7 protein-coding genes are annotated in these 12,790 nt (G+C 49.6%); 2 read left to right on the forward strand and 5 right to left on the reverse strand.

The genetic code is table 11. From position 1 onward, the window contains the following. The 4 genes from NG833_RS07575 to NG833_RS07590 all read right to left on the reverse strand — a co-directional run. Nucleotides 1-243, reverse strand: a 243-nt coding sequence (locus tag NG833_RS07575; protein WP_254564691.1) for a hypothetical protein, incomplete at its 3' end; no start/stop codon positions are given. A gap of 14 nt (nt 244-257) precedes the next feature. Beyond that, a complete protein-coding gene (gene rsgA / locus NG833_RS07580) occupies nt 258-1,319 on the reverse strand; it encodes a ribosome small subunit-dependent GTPase A (protein ID WP_254564692.1) in 1,062 nt (353 codons plus the stop codon). A gap of 534 nt (nt 1,320-1,853) precedes the next feature. After that, nucleotides 1,854-4,976, reverse strand: a complete 3,123-nt coding sequence (locus NG833_RS07585) for an MFS transporter (RefSeq protein ID WP_254564693.1) — start codon at nt 4,974-4,976, stop codon at nt 1,854-1,856. Between the two features lie 589 nt (nt 4,977-5,565). Next, nucleotides 5,566-7,065, reverse strand: a complete 1,500-nt coding sequence (locus NG833_RS07590) for a CIA30 family protein (RefSeq protein ID WP_254564694.1) — start codon at nt 7,063-7,065, stop codon at nt 5,566-5,568. A 266-nt stretch (nt 7,066-7,331) separates the two neighbouring features. Between NG833_RS07590 and NG833_RS07595 the strand changes: the two genes are divergently transcribed. Together NG833_RS07595 and NG833_RS07600 are read left to right on the forward strand one after the other, a co-directional pair. Continuing rightward, on the forward strand, nt 7,332-8,648 hold the full coding sequence (locus NG833_RS07595; protein ID WP_254564695.1) for a DUF481 domain-containing protein: 1,317 nt from the start codon (nt 7,332-7,334) through the stop codon (nt 8,646-8,648). A 458-nt stretch (nt 8,649-9,106) separates the two neighbouring features. Beyond that, complete coding sequence (locus tag NG833_RS07600) at nt 9,107-10,396, forward strand: FAD-dependent hydroxylase (RefSeq protein ID WP_254564696.1); 1,290 nt, start codon at nt 9,107-9,109, stop codon at nt 10,394-10,396. Between the two features lie 95 nt (nt 10,397-10,491). Here the strand turns inward: NG833_RS07600 and NG833_RS07605 are convergent, their stop codons facing one another. Beyond that, the gene (locus tag NG833_RS07605; RefSeq protein ID WP_254564697.1) at nt 10,492-12,342 is read right to left on the reverse strand and encodes a peptidoglycan DD-metalloendopeptidase family protein; all 1,851 of its coding nucleotides are present in this window, start codon (nt 12,340-12,342) and stop codon (nt 10,492-10,494) included. Nucleotides 12,343-12,790 lie beyond the last annotated feature (448 nt).

Here is a 12,790-nt window from a genome sequence, read left to right on the forward strand (position 1 = left end):
CACCCACTTCAAGGGCACCAGAAACCGGGTTTGGTGCATAACTTTTGCCACATCGCCTAAATTTACGAAAGAAACCCGGTTTCTAACCCACTGCAAGGGAGTCAAAAACACCCACTTCAAGGGCACCAGAAACCGGGTTTCTGCGACAACTTTTGCTAAGTTACCCAAATTGTTGAAAGAAACCCGGTTTCTAACCCACTGCAAGGGAGTGAAAAACCGGGTTTCTGCGATGATTTTTGCCAAATTACCGCATTGTTTTATCCTTTACTCAGCTTCCGGATTTGTTGGTGAATCTTTTTCCAGCGTTTCTTTTCTGCTAATTGAGCCGTTTGGTCCTGTTTTCGGGCCAAATAAGCTAACTCGCTTTGCAGCTTTTGATAACTGAAAAATCGTTCAAAATCCAAGGTTCCCTCTGCGATCGCCTCCTGGATGGCACAACCGGGTTCGGAGTCATGTTGACAATCCCGAAATCGGCAGTGTTGCGCCAAACTTTCGATATCCGCAAAGGTTTCCGGTAATCCCTCTTGATGGTTCCAAGTTTGAATTTCCCGCATTCCTGGGGTATCAATCAGCATGGCACCGGAGGGTAATATCATCAATTCTCGCTGGGTGGTGGTATGCCGTCCCCGACTATCGGTTTGGCGCACTTCCTGCACTTTTTGAGTGGCAGTCCCGAGTAATTGATTGGTGAGGGTGGATTTGCCGACCCCGGAGGACCCGAGTAAGGCAACGGTGTTTCCCGATCGCAGGTAGGGAGTTAAGGCATCTAACCCGACTCCGCCGATCGCACTCAAAGGAATAATCGGCACTCCCATCGCCACTGCTTCAACTTCAGCAATGTCGTCTTCCAGGCGATCGCACAAATCCGCCTTATTCAACACAATCGCTGGTTTTGCACCGCTTTCCCAGGCTAAAATCAGATACCGTTCAATGCGTCGCAGGTTAAAATCTCGGTCCATTCCTGACATTAACAGGACTGTATCGATATTAGTCGCGACGATTTGTTCTCGGGTTTTGACTCCCGTCCCTTTCCGGGAAAACTTAGTTTTTCGGGGCAAAATAGCCTGAATAATCGCTTTATTTTCCCCCTCGCGCAGTCCCATCGCGACCCAATCTCCCACTGCCGGAAAATCGTTTTCACTGGTGGCGTGATAGCGCATTTTTCCGGTAATGTCGGCTAAGAGTTCTCCGCTTTCGGAGTAAATGACGTAGAGATGTTTATGGGCGATCGCCACCCGTCCGGGAAGATAGCCTTGTTCCCGATACGGTGCAAATGATTCGTTAAAAAATGGAGTCCAACCCAGTTGTTCTAGGTTCATGATAGATGAGAGTTCCTCGATTTGTCTGGTGTGTCGATTCCCAGGCATCCCGAAAAACCCGCATGGAGGTTTCCAATGCAAAATTCATTGTCAAAGTTTCTCGGTTAATGCCCGGTTATGGGTTTGCATAGTTTTTGATTAGAAATGCCAACTAACTCAGACATTGGTTTCCTCCCGATTCGTTCATGGGTGAGTGAATACTCTCTCAGCTTTTTCCCTTGAGAGACTACTATATTTTCTATTAAAGCCTAAAGAAAATCAGATGTCAATAGGGAATTTTCTACCAAATCCGACTATCGAAAGTCGTTTTTACTCTTCAGCCCGCGCAGGCGGGCTTCGTTTGTATAGCCCCACCCTTTAGGGTGCGGGTTTTTATAGATTTTGAACACCGGATTCCGGATTAGAGGAATTTTCCGGTAAAAAAAAGCCCCTTAAAAAAGAGGCTTTGTTTCTATATAGCTTGTCCAAATTCTATCCGTAGGGGCTATGGATGGACTGCCCCTACAAAGGAGAGGAGGAATGGGTCAGCGTAGGTTAGTACAGAACCCGTGAAGTCAGAAGCACACCTAGAGCACCGGCACCGGCAGCCGCAATCCCCGAAACCAATGCGGTGAAGAACAGCCACCAAGAGGCGACTTCTGCCGCTTTGCGGGTTTCTTCCACTTGGCGTTCTGCTTCGTGTTTCATCTGTTCGAGACGGCGTTGGGTTTCCAGTTGCATCCGTTCAGCACGACGGAGTATATTATTGCGAACCCCTTCGATTTGAGCCACCATCCGGTTAGCATCCGCTTCGGAGATATCATCGCGAGAACTAATCACGGCGATCAGGGTATCGCGATCGAAGTGACTGAGGCGATCGCGCAAGGCATCAAATCCCGCTTGTGGATCGTCGAACAAGGTCCGAACATCATGCTTGAGTCCTTCGTAGTTGAGTTCCGGACGTTCCAAGGAGTTGAGGTAGTTGCGAATCCGGCCAAAAATGCCATCAACAACCGCTTTAATGCGGTCTTGAACCTTCTGCACCTGGTGCAGGAATTGGTCACGAACCGACATCATCCGATTGACAATTTCCTGGGCTTCTTGTTCCGAAATATCGGAACGTTGTGCCAACAATGCCCGGACTGTCGTGCTATCGATATGGGCAACACGTTGTCCGAGGTTTTTGGCACCCAGACGCGGATCGGCAATCAGTAATTGTAAGTCGCGTTTGATGCCCTCGGGATTGAGTTCGACCTTACCCGTATTTCGCAAGTAATCTTCAAAAGCCTGTTCAAACTCAAATGTTTGTTGTTGAACCCGCGTCGCCAGTCGGCGCGGTGCTCGCAGGACCTTGCGAATATTTTGCTGTAATTCGTCAATAATCCGGTTGACATCTTCTTCGCTCAAGTCTTGGCGTTGTGCCAGCAATTGGACCAACGTATCGCGGTCCATCTGGGCGAGGCGATCGCGAATGGCGAGCGCACCGGCTTGGGGATTATCGAGAAGTTTCTTCAAATCCCGCTGAATTCCTTCCGGGTTGAGTTCCTCTTTCCCCGTGCTTCGCAGGTACTCAGTAATTGCAGAAGTCGCCTGATCGTACTGTTCCTTCGCTTGTCCCGCAACCTGTTGCGGGAGATGAGAAACATCGTACCAAGTATGTTCCACTCGGTCTACGATCGCGTTCACTTCATCTTCATTGAACTCTTGCCGTTGGGAAAGCAACTTCACCAGAGTATCGCGGTCAAAGTGCGATAACCGCGCCCGAATCGCCCACAAACCGGCTTTGGGGTTATCCAATAATGTACCCAAATCCCGCTTGATGCCTTCAGGATTGAGTTCTTCTTTCCCCGTATTTCGCAGATAATCCTGGACATGGTTCCACTGAAGATCCAGATTAGCTTGGGCCGCTTCTTGGAGTCCTTTGGACTCTTCTAAAACCACATCCCGGGTCTGTTCCAACGTCACCAGCATTTCCGCTGCTTCATCCCGAGTCAGATCATTGCGATCGCGCATCATTTCAATCATCATCGCCCGGTCAATATGTGCCAAGCGATCGCGCATTTCCCGATAATCTGCCGTCGAATCGGAAATCAACTTCTTGAAATCCCGCTCAATATCCGCCTGTTTCAGGGTATCCTTGGGACTATGGCGCAAATAGCGTTCTACCCGCTTGCGGAGATCCTGCGCTTTTTGCTCTTCCTCCGCCCGAGTCACGGTTTGCAATACCTGCAACCGCACCCCCTCCAGATGACTGGCGATTTCTTGAATCCGCTTTTGGGTAAACACTCCCCGAGAAGCCAGCATATCAACAAAATTGCCGCGACGGAAGCGTTCCAACTCTTGGCGAATCAGTCCCGGATCCGCTTCGGGATCAAATAGAACATCCCGGAATTCCCGCTCAATATTTTCCGGCGTCATCTGCCAGGAATATTTATTGAGGACGTAATTTTCAATATCGGCACGCAAGGCGCTGTAAGGTTCAGCCGGTTTACCCTGAATTTGTCGGGTGACTTTATCCGTTCCCTCGGTCACTTTGTATTTGGCTTCCTGTAACTGAGAGAGGACTTTTTCCACATCGAAATCGGATACATCCGTCCGTCCCATCAGCATCCCCAAGGCAGTATTAAATGCCAGCATCATTCCCTGCTGCATCATCCCGGATTGTGGATTGCCTTTGTTCTGTTTATTCTGACCCTGATTACCGATCGCATCAATCAGGCGATCGATTTTACTATCCAGGCGATCGGAAATTAAATCCGCCGGTGAAGCGTCCTTAATATAATTCACCAATTCCCCCATCCAATCTGTCTGGGGTTGTAATTTTTGCTTGGTTTTATTCCAGGATGCTTCCAACTCATCCACAATGCGATTGATATCCCGCTTTGATAAATCCGTCCGTGAACTCACCAGAGATACCAAAGACTCCCGGTCCACATCCGGCAGCGTTCCTTGGGTCGCCAATTCATGCAGTTGGGGTTCATTTAGCAAATTTTCAAATTCTTGTCGGATTCCTTTGAGGTCCAACTGTGCCGGTTTTAAAGCCTGAATGTAATCTTCTAAATTCTCGCGAATATCCTCGGGATCAAGCGCTTGACCGAATTCGCGGCGCACTGCTGCGGCTGCCGCTTCCGCCGTTGCCACCACCTGATTAGAGGCCGCTTTTGCACCAATGGCGCTCGTAGCTGTTCCCACAATCGACTGAAAGCCGGAAGTCGCCGCATTCACCACCGAACCAACTAACGAGCCCACAGTAGTAGAACTGACCCAAACCAAGATGGAAAAATAGGTGGCCCAAATCACCAATCCCACAATCGCCCCTAACCCAACACTGACCATCAGGCTGAGTTTAACCGCCAGTAATGCCGCACAAAATAAAGCAATACTGACGGTAACCAAAGTCCAGACGCCAACTGCAGTCTCTACTTTCCGAATCGTACCCCCTAGGGTATCTCCCGAGTCAGAATGTGAGCTTGACGACTTGGAAGTATTACCCATGTAGGAAATACCCGCAGCAACCGAAAGATTTGTTAATAAAAGTTGAAAACCAAAGGCTAAGAGGACCCCGGACACTAAAGCCGCAAAAAATTGGGGTCCTGAAAATAAAACGGAAGACTGTTCTGGCGTCGGGACCTGAGCCAGTCCGCCAAACTCTATCATCCTTTGTACAATTTGAAACATGGTAGCTACCTCGAACGTAGTAAATAAAATTGACTCCCACAATTTGATAAATGGGGTGAGCCACTGAGGATGAAGTCTTTTAAAGTTTTTTTTTGACACCTCCTTTAGACAGCATTGTTCTATACCCCGGTAAAAACATCCCCCTGAAGGCGGATTTATCAAAAATCCGCCTGATCCATTCAGATTTCCGTTCCCACATTTGGCGCATCGAAACAACCTAAAAGACCTCCAATGGCCTGCAAACTCGGCTTTTTCGCTCCGATGAGTCTGGTTCTAGCCAAATGACAACAGATCCGAGAGCGACTAACGTACCTGCATCAGTGGCATTGTCAAGTTCTGTTGAGATTAAGATAGAGATACTTTGTATGAGTCACTCCCGAGATCTTCCGTTGCGGTATTAGATTCAGGAGACAAACAACCGATTTTCAGATCCTAATATTGGCAGCAACACAGGTTCAGGACTTACCCATCAGCACTCTAAACCAATCTATCCTTTAGAGGTCAATCTCAAGATTTGCGTTAGTCCCGTTTGCTTTCCTGCACAGCACCAGCAGGACAAGGCAGTGCCTTGTCCCAACCGTAATAAAATTTAGCTAACGGCTTGGCGATCGCGCTCCAACCGGGCAAATAACCCCCGCCAGTCCCCTGCCGGACTTCCGGCTGGGTCAGCTTTCACCTCAAAGGTCATGTTACAGGCTTCCGGGAGTTCTAACGCCTGCACGCACAACTCGGCGATATCCTCTCGACTCACTTGACCCTTGATATTATCCCCTTGCTCAAACATTAATCCGTCGCCTCCTGGTTCTTCCGTGAGCGCACAAGGGCGGATAATCGTATAAGGCAAGCCACTGGCGCGAATCGCGTCCTCACCCCGTAATTTCCAAGTTAAAATCCCCCCCAATTGCTCATTCATTCTCACCGCTGGCGGTTCTGACTCTAAATCCAACCCCGGACGACCTGGACGAGTCACCCCTGCTGAACTCACTTGAATAAACCGGGGTAAGCTTGGACCACCATAGGCTTTCAACGATTGAATTTGCAATTGAAACAGTCCGGGGGTAAATTTGGGATTCAAGTCGCCATCATACTCAAACTTACTCAGCATAATTTGCACCGAGCGAATTTGACTCGCATCTAAAGGCGGGCAATCTTTCAAGGTTTTAGCGCGAAAAACTGGGATAAATTCTGAAAAAGGAATCCGAACCGTAAATTCGATATTAGCCACCGTATCAAAGGAATAGCAGTAGGAAATACTATCCCATTTCGGGTCCGTGCGAAGTATAAATTTATACCGATTGCCATCGCCTTTGACGCGAATATCAATCCCTTGATAGGCGGATAAATCCAACGGGGGTTCAAAATTGCGGGTGCGAATGGAGACAAATCCACCGGAATTTGAGGTGGAAACGTTCCCAGAAAACAAAGCCGTTGCGTTCACCAGGCGGACATTACTTTCGCTGACTCCACCCATGACGACATCATCTAGCGCACCCCAAATTTCTTTGAGGTTGTCCGTGGGTTTGCTGAAATCAAAGATGATTTTTTCATGGGGTGCACCCAGGGTCGCGAATTGACAACGGGTGGCATCGACTAAATTTTGAATGCCACGATATTCCACTTGTTCGGGTACATCCAAGACTTCCGGGGTATAAAATTTGATGCCTTGATAATATTTTTCGCGGGTTGGGGTATCCCCTTCCACGGGTTGCACTCGGGTGCCGATACAGGAAATCACGGCGGTGACATCTTGCAGCAGGCGATCGCTCAAACTATCCGCCAGAGTGATATCTGCATCCACCAAGTCCACTCCAGTCCCCAGCATTTCCCGTCCCCGCGTGAGATCCCGAACTAATCCTCTAACGGCGTAACCTCGCTGTTGAAGTTTTTGCACAACCCGCTTCCCCACGCCTCCCGTGGCACCGGCAACGAGAATGACTCCAGGTTTTTCCGGTGTGCTGATGGTACTTTTCCCGCCAGCGATCAGATTTCGGATCCAGGAAATATTCCCCAAAAATGGGACCACTCCAAAATAGGATAGGGTTTTCCAGAATCTGCCTGCATCCCATTTAGGACGTTTTTGTTTAGTCATGGTGATTGTTTTCGAGTCCATTAAGGGTTACTCTCTAGTGGTAGCAAATATTTGCGGATGGGGTGGGGGTGGTTTGCCGCACCGATCGCCATCGGAGTTTCTCGATTTTTAGCCGGTTCTCTTTTAGCCCAAATTGTCAAGGCTTCCAATCAGGAACTTTCTAATTAGAATGGTCTGATTTGCTATCTTAGGCTATAGTTTCCCGGAATAATTAGGCTAAAAAATGGCCTGTCAAAATTGCCAAAATTATGATTGGAGTTAGGAATTTGAAAAGTTCAATTTCATGGGTAACAACGGCTATTTTCCTGGGGGTTTTAACCGGAACTTTACCGGCGCAAGCGCACAACCACCAGACTGTTTTTGACCCTTTCCGAGAAACGACGAGGACAAATGAGCAAAATTTTGCCGAATTTGGAGCAAAAATAACCCTTGCACAACGAAATCAAACAATAGACAGAATTGCTCAGGCAAACTTGCCGACTTTAGAAGAGGCATTAGAGGTTGTTAATACCCTAGAAGAACCGGAAGCCAAGGCCCGATTATTAACTGAAATTGCCTTAAAGTATGGGGCGATTGCCCAAGAAGAACGCGCCCAAATGCTCTTGGCTGATGCCTTAATCGCCGCCAATGATATCGAAGCAGACTCGGTGCGGGTGAGGGCCAAAACTGCGATCGCCCGAGCCTATTTTCAACTCGGACAACCGGAAACCGCTGCGGACTTGCTCTCGGACGCATTAGCAACGGCAAATAGCCTAGATGACCCCGGGGTAAAATCCAGCTTATTAGCCGAGATTGCCCTCTCTTATGACACCCTTGGATTCGGCGATCGCTCCCTAGCCATTTTATCAGAAAGTCGTGACATTGCCAGTCGCACTCAATTGGAAGAATCTCGCCCCATCTTTCCCTTTGAACCCACCGGGTGGCAAGGTCGAGTGGGACTTGGTGCTTTCTTCTTTTCGGGGACAAAAATCACCAGTCAAACCCACTTTAACTTCGCACTGGAACGCCAATGGCCGACGGATCGAGTAGATTTCGGAATCAGTTTCACCAATGACTATGATGATAGTCGAGTTTCTCCGGAAGACGATAATCAAATCAAGGGTCAAATTGATACAGAATATCGCCATCATTTCACGGAACGCTATCAATATTTTATCAGTTCCTTAGTCCGTCGGGATGAACCCGATGGCATTGATGTTCGGACCAATTTATATACGGGTCCAGAGATTAACATTTGGCGCGCTGGTCCCGATCGCTCCTTTGATATGCAGTTGGGTCTAGGGATTCGTTATGAAGATTCCACCCGCAGCCGAGATGATTTGGATTTTCCCGTGGCTCAGTATCAGACGCGCTATAAAGATCTGTACTTTGATTTCCTCAGCTTGGGTCAGGTACTCACCTTTGAACTGCCCTTTAATGATTTTGAGGATTATTATATGGAATCTTCGACTACCTTGGGAATTCCTCTTATTCAAAGATGGTCATTTAATAACTCTTTGATTTTGAGATATGCTAATAACCCCTCTGTGGATGAAAGCAATTTTCAGGTCGATTTCATCACTGGAATTGAGTATCAATTTTAGGGAAGGATGGGAGAGATGGGGAGATGGGGAGATGGGGGAGATGGGGAGGATGGGGAGGATGGGGAGGATGGGGGAGATGTTCAACGTCCCGACTTCAGTCGTTCCCTCCCCCGTTCAACGTCCCGACTTCAGTCGTTCCCTCCCCCGTTTGTAGTAACGACTTCAGTCGTTTCCGCGTTACTTGGCATAAAGCCAAGTAACGCCCCTGTGGAGGCCAAGCATCCAGTCCCCATACAAGCGCAGAGTGCGTGACTTGGCTGACGCCAAGTCACGAGTAACGACTGAAGTCGTTACTACAAACAGGGGAAGAAACGACTGAAGTTTTCATCCCCCAAGGACCAAGGACCAAGGACCAATGACCAATGACCCCCATCCTCCCCTAGCCTGAAATTGCAATTTGCGGCACAATGATAAGGAATAGGACCTATCTTTATTTGCTTTGAGAACCCTCGATAACCATGCCCTTACAGCAGCTTACTCGCAAAACACCTGTTACTTCCGGATCGGAATCGGCTTTTGATTATGATGTGGCGATCGCCGGTGGTGGAATTGCTGGGACAACTTTAGCCGCCTCTTTAAAAGATTCCGGATTAAAAGTTGTGCTAATTGAGGCATTGCCTCCTTCCGTTGCCGCTTCCCGAAATCAAGTCTATGCTTTGTCCCTGTTGTCCGGGCAAATTTTCCAGGCGGTGGGGGTGTGGGAGAAGATTTTACCGAATATTACCCCGTTTAATCAAATTAGTCTCTCCGATTCAGGACAAGAAGGGGTGCGCTTTCAACCGGGAGATTTAGGTCGAGACACCCTCGGTTATGTGGGGGAACATCAGGTATTACTCTCGGCGTTGCAGGATTTTCTCACCGATTGTTCTAATGTCACATGGAACTGTCCGGCGGAGGTTTTGGGAGTGGACTACCAACCCGATGGCGTGGTGGTAGAAGTTCACTCAAGGGTTGAGGAAAACCCCGAAACCCAACGAATTCGCACCCGGGTGTTAATTGCTGCGGATGGGGTGCGATCGCGGATTCGGGAAGCAGCCGGCATCAAAACTCGCGGTTGGAAATATTGGCAATCTTGTATTACAGTCCAAGTTAAACCGGAAAAACCTCACGGCAATATTGCTTACGAACGATTTTGGCCCAGCGGACCCTTTGCCATTTTACCCCTGACTGAAAATCGCTGTAATATTGTTTGGACTGCACCCCATGAAGAAGCCAAAGCCTTAGCTGCCTTGGATGAGGCGGAATTTTTAGGGGAACTCCAGAAACGGTATGGCGAACAAATGGGACGAGTCCAACCCATTAGCGATCGCCGGGTGTTTTCCGTGCAACTGATGCAAAGCAGTCGCTATGTGCAACCCCGCCTTGCCTTAATTGGAGATGCGGCCCATTGTTGCCATCCCGTGGGGGGACAAGGGCAAAATTTGGGGATTCGAGATGCAGCGGCGATCGCCGAAATTCTCACCCAAGCGCATCAACGGGGAGAAGATATCGGGTCCCTGGGAGTCCTCAAACGATATGAACGGTGGCGAAAACTGGAAAATCTCACTATTCTAGGATTTACTGACCTGCTCGATCGCCTCTTTTCTAATCAATTCTTACCAGCAGTTATCCTCCGTCATCTCGGATTATGGGGATTGCGAACCCTTCCCCCAGTCAAGCAGTTCGCCCTCCGATTAATGACAGGACAACTGGGACGACATCCTGAAACCGTGAAAGCGTTATCCGTCCCATCCAGTTCATCCTTGTGAGGGGACACAAACGAAAGGACACGGCAATGCCGTGTCCTCAATCACCCTGCCACCCTGGAAAAATGCTGATCCCTGACGCTGTTGCCCTTAAAACTTCACCGCGAATAGACCGCTTGTCCTACCGTAGAATCGACGCGCAGTTTCTGACGATCGCCAGGAAGATAGGCTAACGGATCCGCTGCATCAGTACCCGGAGGATAAAGCTCAAAATGTAAGTGAGGACCCGTACTATTGCCCGTACTACCCATTTCTGCAATCAGTTGACCTTGAATCACTTCCTGACCCGGGCTGACCAAAATGCGATGATTGTGAGCGTAGCGAGTGAGACTGCCATCGGGATGCTCAATTTCCACTAAGTTTCCATATCCGCCCGAATTCCAGCCCGCAAAGGTGACAATGCCAGTTGCTGCCGCCATAATCGGTGTACCAATCGGTCCAGCAATATCAATCCCCTTGTGCATTCGTCCCCAGCGCATTCCGAAACCGGAGGTAAAGACGCCTCTGGCAGGCCACATATAGCCTTGAAAGAGTTCAGCGGGTTCTGGAAGATAGGAACCGGCTGCGGCTAGAGGGGGCAGTTCTGGAACCGGGGAGGGAGTCGCTTGAATTCTGCCGCGTAAGGTTTCCAAACGGAGGCTGATGCTGTTTTCCAGGGGGTCTGGGGACGCTTCAGAGAGGGTAGGGGTGACGGGACGAGGGGGTAACAGGGCGTTGAGGCTTTCCGAGGGGTCGGATCGGCCTTCCCAAGTGGGTTGAAAGCGATCGCCAACGGTCACCGTCTCATCCGTGGGAACCGCTTGGGAGTCGAGATCCAAGGAAGGTTCGAGAGGGGTTTCGGTCATGGCAAATCCCTCTCCCCCAATCCCCCAAAGGTTACTGGGTGGGAAGAATCGGGACTCGACGGCGGGGCGATCGTTCTGATGGAAGTTCTCCAGAGAGTCATCCGGATTCTCATGGGTTTCTGGGGATTGAGGAAACAGAGTGACCGCGCTTTCTGCGGGTAAGGGGGGAAACAGGGATGCAGTTATTTCCGGACTTTCCCCGGTGGGGGTTAAAGATTGAGACTCAGAAACCGGGGGAACCGAGGTTCCGGAGGATTCTGCCTCGACGATCGCCAGGGCCTGGTAAATAAAAGCGGCGACTTCCCCACGGGTAGCGATGCGATCGGGATTGGAAAACCAGTCATTCGGAGTTGTCCCTCCATAAAGATGCTGATGCTGTTCCAGTTTCTGCAAGAGGAGAATCGCCCCCGCTAGGGGTGCTTGTGCATAGGGGGGAATAGATGCCGATGATGAAAAATAAGTGTCTACATTTCCCAGGATGTCCCTGGGGGGTTTTAAGTTTAAGCCCTTGACTAGGGCGACTAACACTTGCAATCGGGGAAGCGGTTGGTTGGGTTCAAACCCTTGGGTGGGATCTCCTCCCATCCATTCTCTGAACGATGCGAGGGCGATCGCCCTTTGTGCCCAGTCATCCTCCGAAACCTCTCCACTCAATGACTCATCCTCCCCGAGATAACGGTCTGGGAAGGCTCGTTGCAGCACTGTCGCAAATTGCGCTTGGGTCATCGCTGCATCGGGTTGAAAACTCCCATCGGGGAAGCCGAAAATAATTCCCTGCGCTTGCAGCACTTCAATAAATTCTCGGGCCCAGTGACCTTCTAGGTCGGTTAATGGCATTTGAGGCTCCAAAGAGGCCCTCAAAGTCGGATCGCCAGGATTGAAGTCAGTGAGACTCGGATCCAGGGTTTTGTCCCGATCGCCCGGGGTGACTGCCGCATAGTGTTGTAATGCATCCTCGCCAGGGTGGTGAGGATCGCGGACTTCATTACTCGCAGGGGATGCCAGTGCTGGGGACCTTCCACCGGGACTGACACTGGCATCTTGGATTAAATCCGCTGTAACAATGGCCGCTAAAGTGCCAATTGCAAGCTGTTGAATGTTCATTGTTCGCCTCCTCAGTCGGACAAAGCGTTAAATTCAGACCCAATCTGGGCATAAAAAAACCCCCCAGACCGTCCCCTGATAGGGTTCGTCATTGGGAAACGCCTTTGAAGAAAGTCGTACCCTTCAGGTGGTCGGGTCCTCTTCTGTGAACAACCGCCAGGGGTCTAGCAGAAATCACCTCGCTCACCTAAATTAGGGTTATCTCTTGGTCATCAATCCTGCCGATCCCGTGTTTCTACGGAATTTCCCGATCGACTCAGGTTAATCCCTGAAGAATATTGCAATCTAAATGCCGTTTTAGGGAACCGAAATTCCGCAAAACGGGTCTTCTTGCAACATTCCCTCTTTTATGGGAAATGCAGGCGATCGCTCGATCAAACCGGGTACTTATTCAAGCTCTATACTCAGATTCCAACCCCCAATCCGTACAGTTTTATAAATTAATTTT

It is taken from the genome of Oscillatoria sp. HE19RPO, assembly GCF_024220515.1.
In the GTDB taxonomy this organism is placed as follows: domain Bacteria; phylum Cyanobacteriota; class Cyanobacteriia; order Cyanobacteriales; family Laspinemataceae; genus Laspinema.

What these genes read in the sequence shown, in the direction of transcription:
- NG833_RS07585 (WP_254564693.1), bottom strand. Translation starts at nt 4,976, where the DNA reads ATGTTTCAAATTGTACAAAGGATGATAGAGTTTGGCGGACTGGCTCAG.
- NG833_RS07590 (WP_254564694.1), bottom strand. Translation starts at nt 7,065, where the DNA reads ATGACTAAACAAAAACGTCCTAAATGGGATGCAGGCAGATTCTGGAAA.
- NG833_RS07605 (WP_254564697.1), bottom strand. Translation starts at nt 12,342, where the DNA reads ATGAACATTCAACAGCTTGCAATTGGCACTTTAGCGGCCATTGTTACA.
- NG833_RS07600 (WP_254564696.1), top strand. Translation starts at nt 9,107, where the DNA reads ATGCCCTTACAGCAGCTTACTCGCAAAACACCTGTTACTTCCGGATCG.
- rsgA (WP_254564692.1), bottom strand. Translation starts at nt 1,319, where the DNA reads ATGAACCTAGAACAACTGGGTTGGACTCCATTTTTTAACGAATCATTT.